This is a genomic window from Cupriavidus sp. MP-37, assembly GCF_020618415.1.
GTDB lineage: Bacteria > Pseudomonadota > Gammaproteobacteria > Burkholderiales > Burkholderiaceae > Cupriavidus.
Genome location: NZ_CP085345.1, coordinates 506195 through 527492 on the forward strand (window position 1 = coordinate 506195; position 21298 = coordinate 527492).

A 21298-nucleotide genomic window follows, 5' to 3' on the forward strand; every position below is an offset into this window, starting at 1 on the left:
TGCTCGCACTACATGCACGCAGCCATTGTCGTGGCCACCAGGAGGTAGTATGCCAAACTGCCATGCGTGCTTGGGCCTCGATGCTTGACCCATTGCCATTTGCTGAATTCGCAATTTGGTACCCACACTACTGGATACCCACCAACTCCGGCATCGGCGGCGTCGTCGGCCGCAGGCGGATGCTCTTGAGCAATGCGTCCAGCCGCGGCCGGGCCTGCTCATAGGGTGGCGCGTCCTTCGTCAGCTTGGGGTAGGCAGCTCGCGCTGCAGACTCCATCGTTACCTCGATGGTCGGCAAGATTTGTGATCCTGCCCATCCCGCGTATCCCGTGTAGACGTGATAGCCCTCTCGCGGTTGCTGGCCTGGACGCTTGGTTTCTACGACGATGCCGCCCTGCTCCGAGCTCAATGCACCGATCTTGGCAGGACGGGGACCCAAACGTTGCTTCACCGTGGTGTTCTCAGGTAGTTGGCTCAGGATGCCGGTCGCCGAGCGGCCTGTTGCATTCAGGATCGTGGTCTCCGATGCCCCACCGCCGGGAATCGAGGCAACACTGAGTGTGTAGATCACTGCCGGGCTGTCGGCAAAGCGAAAGGAGGTGGAGATCTTGTTGCCATAGGTGCCGTCGTCGCGCAGGAAGGCATAGGGCAGGCAGAAGCCTCGGTCCTTGGGAATCTCGTAGAGATCGCGGGGGTGGAGTTGGCCAATTAGCTGGCGCAGGGCATTCTCTGCCACTTGCCATTGAGCTTCCGTCGGCTCTTCGAACTGCGGGATGTCTGCTCTGAGCATCGACTCAAAAGCGATCAAATGATTGCCTAAAATGATAGCGCCCCGTAGGTATGAAACGCCGCCACGACGCTGGTCATGTCGAAACGCCATGCTATGGGGACGGCCAAGATCAATTGCTTTTCGGTAACGGTCTGCCTTGAGATCGGCAATGCGCTTCTCAGACGTGGCAATATCCTCGTCGACACTTGCTATCGTATCAGGATCAACATGATTCGCACGAAAGCGCTCTCGCCGCTCCTTCTTTTCCTTCAGCAATCGCTGTAGATTATCTAGCAAAGCAATATTCCGGCGATTCCTGTATGAAAATACTTCGTCGCGTAATTCTGGCGAAACCGGTCCATATACGGCAAACGTGGTAATTAATTCTTTAGTCTCTATCTCGATGTATCCCTTGCCGGTACCATCATTAAAATGCTGAGAAAGCCCATCAAAGGCACCCATATCACTGGTCTCAACTGGAACAGCCCATTCCAATGACACTTTTTTCGGTACATCGATGATTAGCCGCCCAAAGCACTCTGTATGAGTACCATCAGGGCTAGTATGGCCCGGCGCGGTGGCCTGCAACCGATCCTCGCGAGTCGGATTCGGCACCTCCACACGATTTCCAAATCGATCGGTACCAATTACCGTCTTCGGTTCTTGAGCTTGCCCGCTTTGACCACAAGCGACCAAACTCATCATAGCCATAAAAATGCCGCCAAAACCGAATTTAAGCCTGGGCATTATTATTCGCATCAAGTTCTGCTCCAACTTCAACATTCAGGCATTTAATCGATCTTGTGACGACGTGTTCAAAGTCGCCGTTTGCATAGACTCACCTCGTTCTTCTGGGCCGACATTAGCAAGCGTAGTCAAATTCATACCCGAATTGCTGTTCTCGCCCTGCATCCACATTACAGGCAAGGCCACGATGAATCCGCGAATACCAGTGGGAGCACGCTCAGGCAACAATAGTTTGGCATCCCATGTGAAACCCTCGTCGCGGGGTTCAGGGCCACGCCAGAACCGATCATTGAATGGCATATAGCCACGGAGTTCACCCTTCGCCCTATTCCAGGTTGGCCATATCGAAGTGGGCTCATTTAGTCTGGGAAGGAATGGAAATGCTCTTTCATAAGCGCTGGCGTTACGCCGAGCTACCGCCTGAATCATCTCCCATGTTTCTTTTGCAGCCGGCTGTTCCAAGCATAAAGCCAAATTGTTACCCCTGGCTGCCCCGTCCATTAAGCCGAAATGCTTCTGCCACAATGCCTTACGCAAACGGCAGGCAAAGGTGCTGACCGACTGCAAGTGTTGGCCATCTAGTCGCACAGAAGAAGGCGTGTCATCGTGAACGATGATTGCTAATTCCGAGTCGCGGTCACCAAGCTGGCTACGATCATTGATATTGGCGCTCCCCAAGACAACAACACGATCATCAACGATTAAAAGCTTACTGTGAACATAGATCTGCTCTGTCACAGGTCGGCCATTTAGCCTATCCCAATTTCGCAAATTGAGCAGAGTCAAGTAACGCTCCCAATCTTCTTGAGGTATCTGCTCGTCGAGTTCCTTGAGCTTTGCGTTTTTTGCAGCTTCTTGGGCCCTCTTCACCTCCATCTTCCGCTCACGCACATACTTCATCGCCAACAGCGCACGCCGGATCCGATTCACCAGACTCTGGCTGCCAAACACCAGCGACTGCATCGTCAGATGCTGCTGCGTCATGATGTTGACAGTGTCAAGGGTCCCTTCCGGATGCACAGGCAGTACCATGTACACATGGAACGGTTTGCCATCATAGATGGCGCGTGTAATACGATCACCCAACGCCTGGCAAATCGGATTCTTCAGGGACTTTTGAGACGGTCCCAGTGCAGCAAATCCGGCAATTTGGGCTTGCGTGGCCATGACCCGCTTCAGGTCATTGACGAAATCTGCACCACCTCCCTTGATGTCCCGCTGGACATCATCGAGCTGGCTCCATTTGAGGGACTTGTGAATCTGTCCTGGCGGCACGCCAAGTATGCCAAGTTGCGCTGCATATTTCCGATATCCCGGTGAGCCCTTGACGTCCATCAACGCATGCATCGGTCCTGAAACAGGGGCACCGCCGTCCGCCTCCGCTTCCGCTTCCCCGATCATCGTGCTGCCATAATCGGACTGAAAAAACTGACCCTCGATATAGATAAAATGAGACGCGCCTTCGATGTTCTTCAGCATTGCGCTCAGGCAACTACTTTCCGCAACGCTCGGCGCAGTCTTTTCCGCCTCTCCGGCCGCTTCGGCCACCCGCATCTTCTTCGGAGCGCTTCGGAGCACCTGGACCCAGCATGACCCTGGCTGAGCCTTGGATCGGGCAGGCCGGTGTGCAGCCCCGATGCGGGGTACCTTGAGACGAGCCGCGATACCGAGTTGCCGCAGCAGCGGGTCGACTGTCCTGCCATCGCTGCGCTCGTACTGCAGAGCCACGCCATTCCAGCGCCGTACGAAATTGCGACTCAGGTCATAAACCGACGGCCCTTCGATTCGGCAATGCACGTCATGCCAGGGCATGCGCGGCTGTACGCTGCTGTCAGGGCACTTTCCGCCGGCGGGCAAAAGTTTGCCGAGCTTCTCCAGGTTCGCATAGCACTGCTTGCGCTGACTGCCTTCCGCCTGAAGGGCCAGCACCAGGCGCATGACAAAGGCCTGGATCGTATCGGCTGTACTCTGCAGCAGGGTAGGCGGCAAGCTGTCAAGCGTGGCGCCATTCAGCCATGCCATCAGCGCGGTGGTTGCGTCCTTCAGCTGTGCGCCGCCGTACTCGCGCAATTTTTCGATCTTGGTCTGCAGCATCGCACCCAGTTGCTGATTGGCCCATTTGCTTACATCGGCTGCGGTTTCCTGGGCCGCATCGATGACCTGGTCCTGGGCCTTGCGAACGAATTCCGGTACGACGTCGCTCGTGACCCACCAGTCAGAGATTTGCTTGTTGACGTCCTTGATCTTGTCACTAGCCGCGGAATACGCGTCCATTGCCCCAGCCAGCGGCTTCATCGGTGCGGATAGAAAGAACTGCGCAGCACGACCCGCCTTGTTATCGAAGCAAGCCGCCACCAGTTCGGCGCGTGTCAGGTATGCCGTTTGTTCGACGCTGCTGAGACTATGGATCGGCGGCACGCAGCTGTTATAGAACTCGCTGCCCTGCCGCCCCTCCGCCTTGAGCGAATACTTGCCATCATCCCGACGGCCATAAGCGAGATCGATGCCACCCACGTACGCAAACTTGTTATCGATGACCACCAGCTTCTGGTGATGCGAGAAGGCAATGCCCAAGGCACCTGGCTGATCGCATTGCGATACTGCCGGAAGGACGAAGGCGCGCGGTGCGGCCAAACCGGCGTTGAGCTGAATCACCGTCAGCGCGGTCTCCAGGTCTCCCGTATCGACCCCAACCTTGGGAGACATCCAGGGCATGACATAGACGCTGGCACCGTTCCTTACGGCGGTACGCAGACAAGTCCAGAGCGTCTTCTTTCCAGTCAGCACGACGTCGAAATTCACTTGCCAGCCAGTGATAAATACGCTGGACTGCGCACCTTCTATCGCCCTGGCAACGTTGTCAAAGTACTCTGTGCCCGTGACAAAGAACTGCACCGCGTTGCCCTTCACGGGTTCGGAGAAGACGTCCTTGCCGTGCACGAAGCAGCCGGGCGCAGAAGTCGCCGTCTTTACGGCCTTCTGGTCTTCACCAAGGATCTGATACACCTGCTTGTCTGGCGCACCCATAGCTTCTTATTTACTGAGTTTTCTTGTAGATCTGGTTGGACGATCCTGCGGCGAGCGCATCGCGCGCATAGCGCAGCCGTTGCTGCGTATTGTCATCCGACATCGATTGCGGTAGTCCACCACTGAAGTCACCGGCATTGAGCGCGTGGCGGGCCGCCTCTGCGTCCGTCCAGGCCGGATCCTGCTCGGCAACGTGCACGCGAACAGTCTGCCCCGGATACACCAGCCAGGTATTGGCTGGACTGGCGCAATAGGCGCGCGCCAGGGCTTCCTGCTGGGCCTGGTTGAGCACCACGTTACCATCCGCGTCGGTGATTCCCTGTACCACCAACTCGTCGTCACCGACCATACTAAGCCCCAGCGGCGCTTCGCCCACGGCGATCTTCCAGGGCGCATGTGCCAGGGCGTGCCCGCCCTCACCCGGCGTATTTGCTAGGCGCATGCGGAACTCCATGGGCTTGTACGGCATCGGGGCTTGGGGAAACTCCGGGAGCGGGTAGGCAGTATTCACCGCCCCCTCAAACTTCCTCTGCGCCGCCTTATAAGTAATCGCCCCAGGACACTCCACCGTAATATTCCCGCCCTCGATCAAGATCGAAGCTCCGCCGGCGGTGGCAATACGGATTCGCTTCGCCGCGGCAAAATCCACGTTCATATTGGCCGAGACCACGGTCAGATCATCCCGCGCCGCCAGCTTCAGCAGATCATGCTGCGCCTGGATATCGATATCATCCTGGCCCGCCGTCAGCTGCAAGCCAATGTTGTTATCCCCCGCCCCCGACAACCCCGCGGCCATGCCGATTGCCTGACCCGCATGGACGCGTGCCTGGCCGGCAACCGCGATGTTGCTGTCCAGGCCGCTGGCCAGTGCCACGCTCTCCCCGTTGGCCATTTGCAAGTCTTGGCCGGCAACCATGGTCAGCCCGGCACGGCCGTTCAGGTGGACCATTGCGGCGGCCTGGTGCGGGACTTTGCCGCTGGTGGTGGTGTTGCCACTGGACGCGTCATCCTTTGCCGCTTCGAGCGCTTGCCCGTCGACCATCCCCGACGCGGCCCGGGTCTGCTTGGGCAATGGTGCTTCGTCATCGTTGCCGGTAGACAGCGCCTGGGTCTGGTGGGTGGTCGCGCCCTGGCTCAGGGTCTTGACAAGGTCGCCCGCCTGGCGCAGCAGCGCGATGCCCGCGGCGTTGTCTCCGGTTGGCAGGGCCTTGCCCGTGGCGGCGTCGCGGTAGGTCGTCAGCAGCAACCCGGCCTGGCCGCGCACGGCGGCGTGGCCGTCGGTGCGCAGCTCGAAGCCCTGGCCGCGGAAGCTGCCGCGGCGGTTGTCTTGCTGGTGGATGAGGTGGCCCAGGTTGAGCTGGGTCGATTGCAACGTGGTCGCCAGTTGCGTGCGCAGCTGGCTGTCGCTGTCGTCGAGCACCAGCTGGTTGTAGCCCTTGCCGCCGTGTTCCTGGCTCTTGAAGCCCGTCAGCGCCGCGGCATTGCGGTGGCCGTCGGGCTGGGCGCCCAGGCCGTGCCAGGCGGGGCTGTTGCCACCGGCGAGATTGCCTTGCGCACTGGGCGCGCTGTCCGTGCCCTGCGCGTACAGCGACTGGCTGTCGCTGCCCGCCGCGGCGCTCTTGCCGCCCGGCGTGGGCGCGTGGCCCGCTTCGCCCTGGCCGTTGTACAACGCCCCGATGACGAAAGGCTGGTCGATGTCGTCGTCGGCGAACTTGATCAGCACTTCCTGGCCGATGCGCGGCAGCCACTGCCAGCCCATCCCTGCGCCGGCCTGGCGCTGTGCCACGCGTATCCAGCGGCTGCTGCGGTCGTCGGCGCGCTCGCCGCGCTGCCAGTGGAAGCGCACGCGGATTTCGCCGGCGGGGCTGGCGTGGTGTTCGGCGTTGCCCTCGGGCTGGGCCTGGCCGTCGGGACCGACGACGATCGCGCTATGTACTCCCAGCGGGCTGGACCGGCTGTAAAGACGTGGACAATCGACGTCGAGGACGCAGGCGCGCCAGGGACGGCGAGCGTCGATAGCGCGGAAGATGGCGGCGTAACCCTGTTCGCGTGCCGCACTCTGCAATGCTTGCGTGGGAGCCAGGCGCACTGGCGCGTGATCGCGCTGCACGCCCAGCAGGCCGGCGGTTGCTTCCGCGGCGTCAGGTGCCGGCGGCGGTGCGTCGAAACACAAAGCCGCCTCGAGCGGGCCCATGCGATCGGCCAGCGCGGCACGCGTGTCGGCGGCCAGGTTGTTGATGCCGCAGTGCTCCACCGCAGCGAGCAGCAGTGGATAGCCTGCCGCGTCATCTTCCTGCGGCGGCAGGTGCGGACAGCCGGTGACAGTCAGGCGCGTACCGCTACGCAGCGTGCGTACCGACGCACGGCCGGTGAACAGCAATGCACGGGCTTCAACGGCTTCGATCACCTGTTCGGCAATCCGTTGCGCGCTGGCCGCGTCCGGCGCCAGCGACAAGCTGACAGAGAGGTACGGGTCCGGACTTGCGACGCGCCCCATGTTGCCGCCAGATCGTGCCGGCGCGTGGCCGCGGATGGCACGCTTCGCCTCCGGATCCCATGCCGTAACCGCGACACCGCCGACCGTCGCCCGGCTCTCGCACACCAGTTGCTGGATGGCATCGGCCGATTCCTGGCTATGCGCCCGATGAAAGCGGATGCCGCCGCCTGCCGCAGATTCTTCGTCTTCCGGCAATTGCGCGCTGTCGGCAAAGATCACCACCGCATGCCCGCTCGGCGCTTCCTTGTCTTCCACGACGGTATAGCCCAGGCCGGCCTCGGCCAGCAGGCGCGTGAGGAAGTGATAGTCGGTCTCGCGGAACTGCGCGACATGGGCGCGCTCGCCGAAGGCCGCGATGCGCGCTTCCGCGCCCGCCGCGTAGCGCCATTGCGCGTGCGGCGCATAGGGTTGCAGGATGGTCTCGATGATGCTGTCGAGCTTGCGGTTCTGGAACACCTGGCTGTTGCGCTGCTGCGTGGTCAGCCACAGCCAGGGCACCACCGTCAGGCGATAGCGTGCCAGACTGCCGTCGGCGCCGAGCTTCTCGGCCTGGCGGATCAGGCCGGTGCGGCGCGACTGGCCCCCACCCGCGAGCGTGGTCAGCAGCGTGACGCGTTGGCCCAGCAGGCTCTCCAGTGCGATATCGGCGTTGGCACTGACCGCAACGATGCGCGACTCTGCCAGCGCCGAAACGCCTTCGCGGCCGATCCAGGCTTCAACCGCGAGTTCGCCGAGCGCGCCTTCGCCTTCCAGGGCATAGAGCCGGTGCGCCGCGCTGAAAAGATGCTGGTAAAGAGTAGTTACATCCATTCGCTTTCCGTTCGTGCAGCCGCAACTGCTTCAGGGGCCGGCATGCCCGCGCGGACGCCGTCGCCGGTGCCCGCCGTGGTGATGCGGATTGCAGCACGGTGTGGCGCATGCCGGTCCGCCACGCCGCCTTCCTGCTGTACGTTGCTCGACGCGCTGCCGAGGGTCAGTTGCGCGCCTTTGCGGAAGGCCGCGTGCTGGCCGCCGCCGTGCTGATCGGCTTGCCTTCCGGCTGCGACAACAATGCCGCCAGGACTTCGGCATCGGGGTCGGCCGCGGCGGAGGACGCCTTGCGACGGGCTGTCCGGGTCGGCTTTGCGGCAGTGCTGCTCTTTGCGACAGCGGCCCTGTCTTTGCTGCTCGCACCATTCGTCGTGGACTTTGCCGCTGACGACGTAGTCTTCGCGCCCGATGTCTTTTTGCTGGATTTGCTGTTTTCGGCAGACTGTGGCCTGGCGGTTGCAGGCTGGCTGCCCAGAGCGGTCAGTGCAGCGAGCGTCGTGGCTCCCGCAACGGCACCTGCGGCGGCAGTCGCGCCGTCCACTTTGCCCAGGCTATCCAGTGCGGGGTCACTGCTGCCGGCATCGACAATGGTGGCGGCCTGGGGCTGGGGGGCTTCCGCCGCGTGCACCGGTTCCGGCGGCGCAACGGAAGCCGCCGGAGACGACCCCGGCGCATTGCCGGCCAGTGCCTGCGAACCCGCAGCGGTGGCACCACCCCCGCTCTGGGCCGGAGCCGCCGGCTTGTCCGCCTGCATCGGGACCGACACGTCGGCTCCCCGGTCTAGCCATAGCCAGCCAGCCACCGCGGCGGCGGCAACAGCGACCAGCCCACCAGCCACGTAACGGCGACCGGGCTTGCTGGCCGGCGCCTTGGCCGCCATCGGCACGCGCCCCTCCAGGCTGGCCAGGATGCGGGTCTGCCCGGCTGCGCCCGCGTCAGGCTCGTTGCCGAAGAGGGTGGGTGGCCCTGACGGCTTCACATCGTCGCTATTGCTCATCTGTCATCAAGAGATTTGAAATAAAATGCGCGGCGGACGCTACCGGTCGGATTTACAATTACCGGCCCGTTGTGTCATATATGGCAAATTCGTTCAATTTGGCCTTAGACTTCCGGATTCTACGGCTGGCCTCGTCGAAAGACAAACCCGATACGGGGGACGTCTAGCGGGATTGAGATTTCATCGAACACAGATGTAAAAAATACTGAATATGCTGAGTTGCCCTTGCGCCCGCCTTCGCCGCAAGGGTCGCTGCCAGCCCGGTCAAGCAGGAAAGCATGGTCTTTGTCGCACTGGTCCTCTATTTCGTGTTGATGGTTGCCGCTGCTGCCGTGCTGCTTCTTCCCGCAGTACGGCAGCGCTGCTTTGCGGTGGCGCGCACGCACTGGCGCCGCGTGAGCACCAGTGCGGCGTCTGCAGGCGCGCAATCGGCCAGCTCGATCCGCCAGTCGGTTGGCAACGCCACCACTACGCTGGCTTCAGCGAGGGACTTCCTGGCAAAGCGCCGCGCCCTGGTGCTGGCCGCCGCAGGCGTGGTAACGCTGCCGCCGGTGGTGGCGCTGGCGTTGCGTCACCGGCAAGTCTTCCAGTTCGAGGACGATGATGGCGTGCGCGAGCCGGATCCGCAGATCGCCGCGCTGCTCAATGGCGAGCGGCTGGTGCCACCGCCGCCGCTGCCGCCGGAGGTCTTTACCACGCGCGAGGTGGAACTGATCCGCCCGGCCATCCGCGAAGCCAGCCGCGATTGGGAGCAGCTGGATGCCGATTTCCGACAGCGGTTGTTGCTGGTCTACAAGATCATGCGCGACGAACACGGCTATGAAATGGCGCTGCTGGAGGGCTACCGAAGCCCGGAACGGCAGGCCAAGCTGGCCGCGATGGGCAGCCATGTGACGCAGGCCGGCGCCTACCACAGCTACCACCAGTTCGGGCTGGCCGCGGACAGCGCCTTCTACCGCGACGGCAAGCTGGTGATCACCGAAAAAGACCCGTGGGCCATGCGCGGCTACGAGTTGTATGGCCGTGCCGCCGAATCCGCCGGTCTGGTTTGGGGCGGCCGCTGGAAGATGATGGATCTCGGGCACGTCGAGCTGCGACGCCCGGGAGTGCTGGGCAAGCGGCCGGCACAGCCATAACGGCACGATCGCTCCGCATGGCGGGGCTGGCAGGAACATGAATTCAGGACCGGCAGCGGTTGGCCGGCGCAATCTGGGGAGAGCGTAGTGGCACGTCCTTTCATTCTGCTGGGCGACAAGACCGACCACGGCGGCGTGGTGATCACCGCGTCGGGCAACACCAGCACCAACGGCAAGGGCATTGCGTGCGTGGGAGATCGTGTGACCTGTCCGCGCTCCGGCCACGGCGGCACTACCGTCATTGTCACCGGCGACCCCAACGTGATCATCGACGGCCGTGCCGCCGCGCGGCATGGCGACAAGACCGCTTGCGGCGCGACCTTGCTGTCCAGCCAGGGCGTGACCGGCAGCGAATGAAGTCCCGGCAGCGAACGGCCGTTTCAAACGGCCTCCCGCCGCCATTCGACACGAAACCATGTTTCCAAGACTGATCAAGTCCACGCTGATCCTGTTCGCGGTGTTCGCCGTGGTGTGGGTCGCGACCATTGCCTGGTGGCAGTCGATCAACCGGATGCCGACCACCACTGACATCGTCACGCACCTGGTGCTGATGCCGGCCGGCATGGTGGCCGCTTACCTGGTCATCAAGCGCGCCCTGGACGGCATCCGCAGCAATGTTGCGGCCGCCAGCCAGGCGTCCCCCTCCGCGGCGCCCGGGGCCGCCGACAATGCCACGGACGGCGCCCGGCCTTCCGCCGAAGACCCCACCCGCAGCTGGCGCGCGGCGCTGCTTGCCAGCGCGGTGCGCACGCCCGCGGGCAATGCGCCCGAGGCCTTGGTGGAGGCAGCCAAGGCCGGCAACCGGCCTGGGCTGGTGGCGCTGGATGGTTTGCCCGGGCCTGTCTTTGCTGCCCAGGTCGAGTCGCTCGATATCGACAGCCTGCGCACGGAATTCGCGGCCCGCACGCCCGATCTGGCCTGGGACGACGAGGCCTTGCGCGCGCTGGCGCTGGCCGCCGAGGTGACGGATGAGCTGGGCATGCAGGCAGCGGTCTACGCGCCTGCCGGCTACGACATGGCCGTGCCGGACAGCACCGCGCCGCTGGTGGCCACCATGCTGCTGCCGCGCGGGTGGCCGGAAACGCGTCAGGCCGCCGCGGGTGACTGGCTGCGCGAGCGCTTGTCCCAGTACTGGCCGGCTGCGCGACTCACGCTCGAAGCCACGGCCGCACGTGGCGACGGCGACGCCCTGCTGTTGCTGGACCGCGCCACCCAGGCCGTGAACCGCCCCGTCGACGGCCGGCCGGCGCTGCGCATGCTGGTGGCCGCCGATTCGCTGATTGGTGCCAATGCCGTCGAGGCGCTGGAACTGGAAGACCAGCTCTTCAGTGCGCGCTGTCCGCATGGCCGTACCCCCGGAGAGGCCGCCGCCGGCGTGCTGCTGGGCGCGCACCATCCTGCCGCGCGCGCCACCGAGACAGACTCTGAGGCGGATGCAGACGCAGATGCCCAAAGCGCGCCGATCCTGATTGCGCGCACGGCGATGTCCCGCCTGGACGCGCCGACGGCAGACCGCGGCCAGCCACAACTCGAGGCGCTTGCGCAGGCCGTCACCCAGGCCATCGAGACCATTGCCGGCAAGGCCGAAGCCGCGCCGCAGGACGGAACCGAAACCGCGGCGCAGCCTGGCGAGACTCCTGTGCCGGTGGCAGCGATCGTCACGGACACCGGCGTCCATCCCGTGCGCACCGTCGAGATCGCGCAAGTTCTCAGTACCCGTTTCCCCACGCTGGACCCGGTTGCCGACCTGCTGGCGCTGGGCCTGCCGTGCGGCTACGCCGGCGCCGCCGGCGCGCTGCTGCCGGTGGTGGTGGCCCACCAGCTGGCGCTGGATGGCGGCCGGCCCGTGCTGGCACTGAGCGCCGGCGACGCGCAGCAGCGCGGCGCTGTCGCGGTCCTGCCGGCGGGACCCGTGGCGCCAGATTCTGCCTGAACCGCCCTGCCCCGAACCGCGCCCCCGAATCCCGTATTGCTCCCGAGCCAAAGGCAACATGCATCGCATCCTTAACTTCCTGACCCACACACGCACGCTGTCGGTATTCGGCGTGGTCGTGCTGACCGTCTTCCTGTTGCTGATGGCGCAGACCTTCGAGATCGGCCTGGCCTGGGTCGCCATTGTCCTGGGCGTGTTGCTGCTGGCATGGCTGGCCACCTATCTGTGGAAGCGTTGGCGCGCGCGCCGGGCCAGCGGCAAGCTCGAAGGCATCCTCGAGCAGCAGGCCGACATGGCCGCCAAGGCCGCGCCGCCCGACAAGCGCGACGAGGTCGAGGCGCTGCGCACGCGTCTGGCCAGCGCCGTGAAGACCATCAAGACCTCGAAGCTGGGGCAGATGTCAGGCAGCGAGGCGCTCTACGAGCTGCCCTGGTACATCGTGATCGGCAACCCCGCGGCGGGCAAGAGCACGGCCGTGCTGAACTCGGGCCTGCAGTTTCCGTTCGCAGACAAGAACAACGCCGTGATCCACGGCATTGGCGGCACGCGCAACTGCGACTGGTTTTTCACTACCGAAGGCATCCTGCTCGATACCGCGGGCCGCTATGCCATCCATGAAGAGGACCGGCGTGAATGGCTGGGCTTCCTGGATCTGCTCAAGCGCTATCGCCCCAAGGCGCCGATCAATGGCATCGTGGTGACAGTCAGCATTCCGGAACTGACGCAGAACCGGCCCGAGTTCGCCATCAACCTCGCCAAGAACCTGCGCCAGCGCGTTCAGGAACTGACCGAGCGGCTGGAAGTGTTCGCGCCGGTCTACGTGATGTTCACCAAGGCCGACCTGATCACCGGCTTTACCGAATTCTTCGGCGACAACGAAAAGCAAGAGCGCGACCGCGTCTGGGGCGCCACCCTGCCCTTCGCGCTCGAGGAGCGCCGCGACGTGGCAACGGTGTTCGACCAGCGCTTTGACGAGCTGTGCGACGGCCTGAAGGAGATCAGCGTGGCGCAGATCGCGCAGCACCGCAACGGCAAGCTTTCGCCGGGGCTGCTGAGCTTTCCGCTGGAATTTGCCTCGATCAAGCCTACGCTGCGCGCCTTCCTGGTCACGCTGTTCGACGAGAACCCGTTCCAGTACAAGCCGGTGTTCCGCGGCTTCTACTTCACCAGCGCAGTCCAGGAAGCCAGCACCACCAGCGTCTCGGCCGAGCGCATCGCGCGCCGCTTCGGGCTAAAGCTGGAAGGCGTGGCCGGCAACCGCGAGGTGTTCTCGAAGAACGGCTTCTTCCTGCGTGACCTGTTTTCCAAGGTGATCTTTGCCGACCGCCGCACCGTGCGCCAGTTTGCCAGCCCGGCCAAGACACGGCTGCGCTTTGCCACGTTCTTCGGTCTGGTGCTGCTGCTGGGCCTGCTGCTGGGTGGCTGGACCTGGTCGTTCCTGGGCAACCGGCAGCTGACCGCCAACGTGCAGGCGGACCTGGACAAGATCGTCAAGATGCAGCAGAACCGCGTCGACCTGCAGGCGCGGCTGGAGGCGCTGGACATCCTGCAGGACCGCATCGAGCAGCTGGAACGCTTCCGCACCGACCACCCGCTGGCTTTGTCGCTGGGCCTGTACCAGGGCGATACGCTGCAGCACAAGCTGCTCGACGAGTACTACAACGGCCTGCGCCAGGTCATGCTGAAGCCAGTCGGCGGAGCCATCGAGACCTTCCTGGCCGAAGTCAACGCCCATCCCGACCAACTCGCGCCGATGGTGCGACCACCTGAAACCGGTGCCGTGACCGCGACGGCGCTGGCGTCGGCGGCGCCGGCCTCGGCCCCCGCTGCCACGGCCACCGCGGCCACCGCCACGCCCGCCGCAGGCAAACGCTACACCGACGCCTCGCCCACCAACGTGGAAGACGCGTACAACGCGCTCAAGACCTACCTGATGCTGGCGGACAAGCGCCACGTCGAGGTTGCGCACCTGACTGACCAGATGACCCGTTTCTGGCGTGGCTGGCTCGAAGACAACCGCGGCAACATGCCGCGCGAGCAGCTGATCCGCTCGGCCGAACGCAACCTGTCGTTCTACCTGGCGCGCGTCAACGACGACAACTGGCCGCTGCTGGAAGGCAACCTGTCGCTGATCGACCAGTCCCGCGAGAACCTGCGCCGCGTGGTACGGGGCATGCCCGCACGCGAGCGCGCCTATGCCGAGATCAAGGCCCGCGCCTCGACCCGCTTTGCCCCGATGACGGTGGCCCGCATCGTCGGCGACACCGGCGCTTCCGTGGTCGCCGGCAGCTACGCCGTGCCCGGCACCTTCACGCGCGAAGCGTGGCTCGGCTATGTGCAGCCCGCCATCCGCGAAGCCGCCAGCAAGGAGCTGCAGACCAAGGACTGGGTGCTCAATGTCGCCGCGCGCGATGACCTGACCCTTGAAGGCAGCCCCGAGCAGATCCAGAAGACGCTGGTCATGATGTACAAGACCGAGTACGCGCGGGAATGGCAGCGCTTCATGCAAGGGGTGACGATCCAGGACTTCGGCAGCTTCGAGCAGGCGGTGGCCAGCATGAACCTGCTGGGCGATCCGGCCAATTCGCCGATCCGCAAGGTGCTGGACACCGCGTATGAGCAGACTTCATGGGACAACCCCTCGCTACTCAATGCCGGCCTGAAGCAAGCCAAGTCCGGCATGCTGGACTGGTTCAAGCGGCTGATCTCGCGTGGCACGCCCTCGCAGGTCAGCGTCAATGTCGATGTCAACGGCGCCAACGGCGCGGCGGGCACCATCCCGATGGGCCCGGTGGGCAAGGAGTTCTCCGGCCTGGCGCGCATCGTCGTGATGCATGACAACAATTCGATGCTGCGCGGCTACATGGAGTCGCTGTCCAAGGTACGCACGCGCTTCAACCAGCTCAAGAACCAGGGCGACCCGGGACCCGGCGCACGCCAGCTGATGCAGCAGACGCTGGACGGCAATGGTTCGGAGCTGTCGGACGCGCTCAAGTACGTCGACGAGCAGATGATGACCGGCCTTACCGACAGCCAGCGCCAGGCGCTGCGGCCGCTGCTGGTGCGCCCGCTGCTGCAGTCTTACGCCGTGGTGATCCGCCCCGCCAGCGTCGAGATCAACAAGGTCTGGAACGCACAGGTGTACCAGCCGTTCAGCCAGACCCTGGCGACCAAGTATCCGTTTGCCTCGGATGCCAAGATCGAAGCCAGCGCGGCGGAGATCGGCCAGATCTTCGGGCCGGAGGGCGCCATCGCCAAGTTCACCACCGCCACCATCGGCCCGCTGTCGGTGCGCCGCGGCGACATGCTGGCAGCGCGTACCTGGGGCGACCTGGGCCTGACGCTGGCGCCGGAGTTCACGACCAACTTCACGCGCTGGGTAGCGCCGCTGACCGGCGGCGCGGCGGGAGGGGGCGGCGGCGCCACGGCCGCGGCAGCCCAGCAGACCGTGTTCCAGATCCTGCCGACGCCCGCGACCGGCACCACCGAGTACACCATCGAGATCGACGGCCAGCAGCTGCGCTATCGCAATACGCCGGCGCAGTGGGCCAACTTTGTCTGGCCGAACCCGCAGGGCTCGCCCGGCGCCAGGATCACGGCGACGACGTTCGACGGCCGCTCCGTCGAGCTGCTCAACGAACCTGGCCGCTTCGGCCTCGAGCGCCTGATCGCAACGGCTGCGCGCAAGCGCCGCCCGGATGGCGCCTTCGACCTGACCTGGAGCCGCGACAATATCTCGGTCAGCGTGGCGCTGCGCATCATCAGCAGCCCGCAGACCGCGGGCAATGCCGGTGCGTCCGACTCGCCGCAGAGCCAGGGCCTGCGCGGACTGCGCCTGCCGACTGCGATTGCTGACGCCAATGCGCCGCTGAATACCGCAACGCCACCGGCCGCTTCGCCGTCGACGTCTCCCGCGGCGCCGCCGTCCGCCACCTCTGCCCAGAACCCGCAGGCCAGCACGCCGGGCAGCGCGCAGGCCTCGGCCCAAGTCAACCAAGGAGGTACGGCGCAATGAGCCAGCCGACCCAACTCCAGCTGTCCTATTTCGGCAAGATCCCGTCCCGGGGCGACTTCGTCAAAAGTGCCAATAACACCCAGCTGCTCGATACGCTGGACCGCTGGCTGGCGCAGGGCATGGAGCTGCTGGCCGAAGATCCGGCCTGGAAAGCCAGCTATGACGCCTGGAAGCCGATGCACTTCGCTTTCCTGGGTTCGCAGAGCAAGCTGGCCATCGCCGGTGCGCTGATAGCCAGCAGCGACCTGTCCTCGCGCCGCTTTCCGTTCCTGACGGCCGCGGCGATGGAGGTCGAACGCCCCTTGCACTTCATCGCCCGCAGCCCGCTGGCACTGGCGCGCCTGTGGACGCGCGCGGGGCAGCAGATGCATGCGCTGGCACAGGCCTCAGATGCCACCGAAGGCCTGCAGCAGCTGGGCCAGGCCCAGCTGGGCGTGGAAACGGGTGCCGGCGCCCAGACGCACGACGCAAGCTTTGCCGACTTCATCGACTTCCAGACCGTGGCCGGCCTCGAACACATGCTGGCCGGCCAGGGCCAGCAGGTACGACTGCGCCGCACGCTGCTGGCGCTGGGCATCCTGCTGCAGCCGCTGATGTCGTCCGGCTCGTCGCACCTGGAAAAAGGCCTGACCCTGCCACTGCCCGCCGATCCGCTCTACCGCAGCCTGGTGGCGAGCTTCTGGCTGGAACTGGTGTCGCGCTTCCTGCACCGGGCGGATTTCGAACTGTCGATCTTCCTGGGCCAGATCGGCGGCAACGAGCGGCTGGTGATCGGCTTCAACGGCGCCTCGTCGCGCACGCTGCACGGCGTGATCTCGCCGCTGGCCTATGCCGAGCAGAACATCAATATCGATGACCCCGAATGGGTCGAGCAACACGTCAACGGAGACTACGGCATGGCCAAGTTCGTCAGTTACATGGACCAGCCGCAACTGTCGCTGCGCCTCGCGCTCGATACCTTCCGTGAAGTCTTTGCCGGGGAATGAGCATGGGTTTCGATGCAGTACGCAACCGGGCAACTAATTTCAAGGCTGCCTCCATCGCCGTTAAAGCGCGCACGCCATCGCTGGCAGCCGGATTGCTGGCCGCGCTGACGATGCTACCCGGCCACGCCGCACCGGGCGATCCCGGTACCACCGGCATCGCTGCGCCTGCTGCCACCGCAGCCGCTGCTTCAGCCCGCGTCGTTGCAGGCGGCGCCGTTCCTGACGAGGCCACCAAGGCCAGCGTGCTGGCGCGCCTGCGCGAGCTATATGGCAGCGCCAACGTGGTGGATCAGATCGAGGTCGGCAACGTGGTCTCGCCGCCGAACTGGTCGGCCAATGTGCAGAAGATCCTCTCGCCGCAAATCAAGCAGGTCAGCCGCGGCCAGCTCAGCATCGACGGCACCCAGGTATCCGTACACGGCGACGTCCGCAACGAAGCCCAGCGCCAGCAGATCGCCAGCGACATGGCTACCGGCCTTGGCCAGGCCTATACAGTGAAGAACGGCCTGCGCGTGCCGGCTTCGGAACAGAACCTGCTCGACCAGACCCTGGCCAATCGGATCATCGAATTCGAGACCGGCGCAGCGACGCTGACGCCCAAGGGCCGCGCCATCCTCGATGAAATGGCCGCGGTGCTGCCACGCCTGAGCGGCCGCAAGATCGAGATTGTCGGCCACACCGACAACTCCGGCAGCCGCGCGCTGAACCTGACGCTAAGCCAGGCACGCGCGGAGACGGTGAAGAACTACCTGATCGGCAAAGGCGGCGAACCCGGCATGCTGACGGCAGTGGGCGTGGGGCCGGACCAGCCGGTGGCGCCGAACGACAAGGAGGAAGGACGGGCGAAGAACCGGAGGATTGAGTTCCGGGCGGGGCAGTAACCGCGCATCGCGGTGAATCACGCCGGCGCTACGATGCTGCCGGCGTGGCTTCGGATCATGCGTCGTTATCGATCGACGGATCCGTGGTCACACCCAGCAGTTCCTCGATCTGCGACAGCGTGGCATCGTCCTTGACCACCGTACGCAGCCACGCGTGCAGCGGCATGTCGCCCCACTTCGCAGCGCGCGCCGCCAGATAAGCCACGGGGCTGTGCGGTTCCGTGCGTCGGAAGAAATCCGCGACTTCGCGCAATTGGGCCAGGGCCTGGGCGCGCGTGCGAATGGGGCCGGACTGGACGGCGTCGGCAGAGCCAGCCGGCACGCTTGCATGTCCGCTCTGCGTAGGCGCCGATGTTGTCTGGCTCGCCTCCGCACCGGCGGGCCGCTCCACCGGCTTGCCGACAAAGCGCTCCACCAGCATGCGCACTGCTTCCAGCGCCTCGCGCGCCTGGCGGAAGCTGGGCGCATGCTCGCCGGCCCGCTCGTCCAGCACATCGCCGAGCAGCTTCAGCGCTGCTTCGCAGGACACCAGATCCGCATGCAGCGCCGTATAGAATGCCACCGGCGTCTTCTTGCGCGCCGCTTCGAATTGCTCCTGGCTGACCTTGCCCTGCGACAGCTCGTCCGCCTGCTCCGGATCGCGGCGAATCGCTTCCGCGAGATGCGTCGCCACCTCCCAGTCGACATACGTATAGCCACCCGCCGATGCATCGACCAGCGGAATCTCGCGGATCAGCTGGCTCGACCGCCCTGCCAGCCATGTCACACTGCCGGTGCGGTAGTCGACATCGTCAGCTTCCATCACCGGGTGCAGGTGATCCCAATATTGGCTGCAGAGCTCCGCTGTCAGGCGGTAGCCATCGCCCAGGCCCGCAAAACCCCGCTCCTTCGAAAGCGCCTCGGTCAACCAGACCGCCAGGCGAAGATCCTTGGTGCGGTCCTGCAGCAGCGAGGTGGCAATGCCGATCACCTCGCGCCAGTCCGCCTCCTTGATATCCGTTACCCAATCGCCCTGGTCCAGCGACGGATCGTCAGCACGGCGCGCCTCCTGGATGCGGTCGAATTCAGCGGAAAAGAGGAGGTCTTCGCCACAGGGTTGGTCGCCAGGAAGCGGAGCAAGCAGGCGGTCGAACTGGAGGGATGCCATGGTGGTTGATCAGCCGTGGGAACAGGAAGCAAGTGTACCGTTGGCGGTGCGGTAAGGCCATGGGCGTGGTGTCAGTGCGCGGATTTGCGACGTACACTCTGCCGGACAATGCAGGTTTACCGGCGCGATTTTGTGCTCGGTGTGTTCCACATCCGTAAAATTTCCGTTGCCCCTTGTCATGCCTTCCCGCCAATGAAAGGTCTGCTTAGAACCCTGTCACTACATGCCACGCTGGTCCTCATTGTTTTACTCGTTCCCGTGGCAGTGTACGAACTGGTCTCGCAGTCCAGGTTTCGGGATGTGGAACTGTTGGCATTCGGCGGCGCCCTGGTCTATCCAGCGTACATTGGACTGTGGATCCGAAAGCTGCGAAGTGCCCGGGCCAGGTTCATTCTTTATCATCTGCTGCTGGTACTGGCGACAGCATTCATCGCGCTCATCGCCGGCGGAAATCAGCCCGCCATGGCCAGGATTGTGATTCCCGCGATCGTCGGTGCCGCCGCACTGCCCGTTGCAGCGATTGCCGGGCTGCGCGGCAACCGGTGGCTCGCCGTTACGGGCTTGAGCAGTGCCGCCATATCGCTGCCTGTCGGCGCCGCCCTGTCGTGGGGCATTTTTGTTGCTGCAGCGCTGTCCGGTTTGCGCGGGGGTATATAGCGGCGCCGCCACTAAATGCTAGTGCCGAGCGATTCAAGCGGCGGTTCCGTCTGGACCAAGCCGCGCCCTGCGCTCGGCATCGTATTCAAGGGCTAGTTTCACCGCCTGTTCGCGGTATGCCAGCAACTGCTCGTCTCCTTCAGGGCCGCCGGTCTTTGCGTTGCCGGCATAGCTGGGCTCCTCGAGAATGAAGGGATCCCGCGGGTCGATCACGCAGGCATTCTCCACATCCTCCGGCCAGACAGGACGCTTGCAGGTTTTCATTGCAAGGTAGCGAAACAGAGCCCACGGCAAAGTGATGGGCAGCATCAGGATGCCAAGAAAGCCCGAAAACTGCCCACTGACCTGCGTGATCACCATATTGCGCAGCGTTGTTTCTGTCGAAACGGTGAGTGCCAGCGGTGGGAATGGCAGGCTCTGCGGGCCTTCTTCCATATAGCGACGCACCATCTCCCAATGTTCCAGTACCGCACCGCGACTGGTGCTGCCATCCATGCCGACGGCAAAGGTATCGCGCACCATGCGTTGATCGTCCAGGACATTGCAACGCAGGTCGAAGGTGTAGTGGCCCGGATTCCCAGCTGCTGGACTAGATCGGCCGATGTAGAAGTAGGCACTGTCCCAAGGTATGGTCAGCACACCGCCCGGACCGTTGTGCCGGAAGACGTAGACCATCCTGTTCTTGCGGTTGAAGCGGATCGGGTAGTGGGTGTAGCAGAAGAAGTCTTTGAGCCAGATGAATTTGATCACGCAGAGCGTAAACAACAACCATGCGGTGAGAAATATCCAATCGGCAGTGATGAAGGCTGCGTCCCGCGCGGTGCCATCGTCCCGAAGTCTGTACATCGTTGACGCGATATGGCCAGAAAATGCCAGACCCATGCCAACGAATGGTGTTGCGCCCATGGCCGCCCAACCACGCTGCAGGAAGTGTCTGTCCACGTACTCAACGAAAGTGGAATTCATGGCCAACACGCCGTGGTCGTTTGGTGGAAGTGTTGAAGCTGGCTGCTTGGTATCCAGATATTCAGCTACTTCGTACTCACGTAACGGCCGGCTCACCGTATAGCGAGTGAGCCAACCCGCGTATTCACCCTCTTCCATGCTTTCCCTATCAACAAGTTCGAAAACCACCTCAAGCAAGCGACGTAAATCGCCGCTCCAACTTCAGCCATGCCGCATCCCATAAGGAGCGTCGATACGATGCTCACGATTGTCCGTCGACAGTTAAGCAGAGGTAGCCTCCCTCTCGAACGCGGCCATTTTGCCAAACGAGATTTTCGTCGCCGCAAAACAGGCGGTCGGTAGCCCTAACGCCAGTCGCGCTGCCATAAAGAACCACCGCTGGACGGGTGTGGACTTGTCTCGATCGCAATCCCCCAAACGCCCCGGACACCACTCTCTTAGCGCGCTAGTGCTTCCTGAAGCCCTTCCTCCGTCCCCCAATGTTTCATGAATTGCACCTCATCTGCCAACGACAGCCTGCCTTCGGCGCGATAGACCATCGCTGTCATCACCGCGCCAGTCTGAACAGGCCTGTCCTCTGGCTCTCCCATGCCTGAATCACTTTCCCATGCCGTGGGGAAGCGCGGCCAGAAACAAGTGGATTGCACAAGCGCCATGTACAACGGTAGATAGAGCGACACGTCCATTTCCAGCCTGCATTGCGCAGCGCTCGGCATGCCGCAGTAAGTGC

The 21298-nt window shown here is 63.9% G+C and carries 14 protein-coding genes; 7 read left to right on the forward strand and 7 right to left on the reverse strand.

From position 1 onward, the window contains the following. Positions 1-127: 127 nt before the first annotated feature. The 4 genes from LIN44_RS18835 to LIN44_RS18850 form a co-directional block, all read right to left on the reverse strand. Positions 128-1552, reverse strand: coding sequence for a T6SS immunity protein Tli4 family protein (locus tag LIN44_RS18835; protein ID WP_370641724.1), 1425 nt, complete (start codon positions 1550-1552; stop codon positions 128-130). Then, positions 1553-4522, reverse strand: coding sequence for a phospholipase D-like domain-containing protein (locus tag LIN44_RS18840; RefSeq protein WP_227315777.1), 2970 nt, complete (start codon positions 4520-4522; stop codon positions 1553-1555). Between the two features lie 31 nt (positions 4523-4553). Beyond that, positions 4554-7850, reverse strand: a complete 3297-nt coding sequence (locus tag LIN44_RS18845; protein ID WP_227315778.1) for a type VI secretion system Vgr family protein — start codon at positions 7848-7850, stop codon at positions 4554-4556. A gap of 163 nt (positions 7851-8013) precedes the next feature. After that, positions 8014-8847, reverse strand: coding sequence for a hypothetical protein (locus LIN44_RS18850; RefSeq protein WP_227315779.1), 834 nt, complete (start codon positions 8845-8847; stop codon positions 8014-8016). A gap of 278 nt (positions 8848-9125) precedes the next feature. On the opposite strand from LIN44_RS18850, the gene LIN44_RS18855 reads away from it, so the two are divergent. The 6 genes from LIN44_RS18855 to LIN44_RS18880 all read left to right on the forward strand — a co-directional run bounded on the left by LIN44_RS18855 (position 9126) and on the right by LIN44_RS18880 (position 17798). Further along, positions 9126-9983, forward strand: a complete 858-nt coding sequence (locus LIN44_RS18855) for a M15 family metallopeptidase (RefSeq protein WP_227315780.1) — start codon at positions 9126-9128, stop codon at positions 9981-9983. A gap of 87 nt (positions 9984-10070) precedes the next feature. Then, positions 10071-10340, forward strand: a complete 270-nt coding sequence (locus tag LIN44_RS18860; RefSeq protein WP_116325407.1) for a PAAR domain-containing protein — start codon at positions 10071-10073, stop codon at positions 10338-10340. Positions 10341-10398: 58 nt separating this feature from the next. Continuing rightward, positions 10399-11916 carry a hypothetical protein gene (locus LIN44_RS18865; RefSeq protein WP_227315781.1) on the forward strand — a complete coding sequence of 506 codons (1518 nt, stop codon included), beginning with the start codon at positions 10399-10401 and terminating at the stop codon, positions 11914-11916. Positions 11917-11974: 58 nt separating this feature from the next. Continuing rightward, on the forward strand, positions 11975-15931 hold the full coding sequence (gene tssM, locus LIN44_RS18870; RefSeq protein ID WP_227315782.1) for a type VI secretion system membrane subunit TssM: 3957 nt from the start codon (positions 11975-11977) through the stop codon (positions 15929-15931). Then, entirely contained in the window at positions 15928-16917 is a 990-nt protein-coding gene (gene tagF, locus LIN44_RS18875) for a type VI secretion system-associated protein TagF (protein ID WP_227315783.1), read from the forward strand. Before tssM ends, tagF begins: the two co-directional genes overlap by 4 nt. A gap of 2 nt (positions 16918-16919) precedes the next feature. Then, on the forward strand, positions 16920-17798 hold the full coding sequence (locus LIN44_RS18880) for an OmpA family protein (protein ID WP_227315784.1): 879 nt from the start codon (positions 16920-16922) through the stop codon (positions 17796-17798). A gap of 55 nt (positions 17799-17853) precedes the next feature. Here the strand turns inward: LIN44_RS18880 and tssA are convergent, their stop codons facing one another. Further along, positions 17854-18945 carry a type VI secretion system protein TssA gene (gene tssA, locus LIN44_RS18885; protein WP_227315785.1) on the reverse strand — a complete coding sequence of 364 codons (1092 nt, stop codon included), beginning with the start codon at positions 18943-18945 and terminating at the stop codon, positions 17854-17856. 132 nt (positions 18946-19077) lie between these two features. Here tssA and LIN44_RS18890 point away from each other — a divergent pair, with 132 nt between their 5' ends. Then, the gene (locus tag LIN44_RS18890; protein WP_227315786.1) at positions 19078-19602 is read left to right on the forward strand and encodes a hypothetical protein; all 525 of its coding nucleotides are present in this window, start codon (positions 19078-19080) and stop codon (positions 19600-19602) included. A 33-nt stretch (positions 19603-19635) separates the two neighbouring features. Here LIN44_RS18890 and LIN44_RS18895 read toward each other — a convergent pair whose 3' ends face one another. Next, a complete protein-coding gene (locus LIN44_RS18895) occupies positions 19636-20706 on the reverse strand; it encodes a DUF6708 domain-containing protein (protein ID WP_227315787.1) in 1071 nt (356 codons plus the stop codon). Between the two features lie 299 nt (positions 20707-21005). Continuing rightward, positions 21006-21254 (reverse strand): hypothetical protein, encoded by a 249-nt coding sequence (locus LIN44_RS18900; RefSeq protein WP_227315788.1) that lies wholly within the window; start codon positions 21252-21254, stop codon positions 21006-21008. Positions 21255-21298 lie beyond the last annotated feature (44 nt).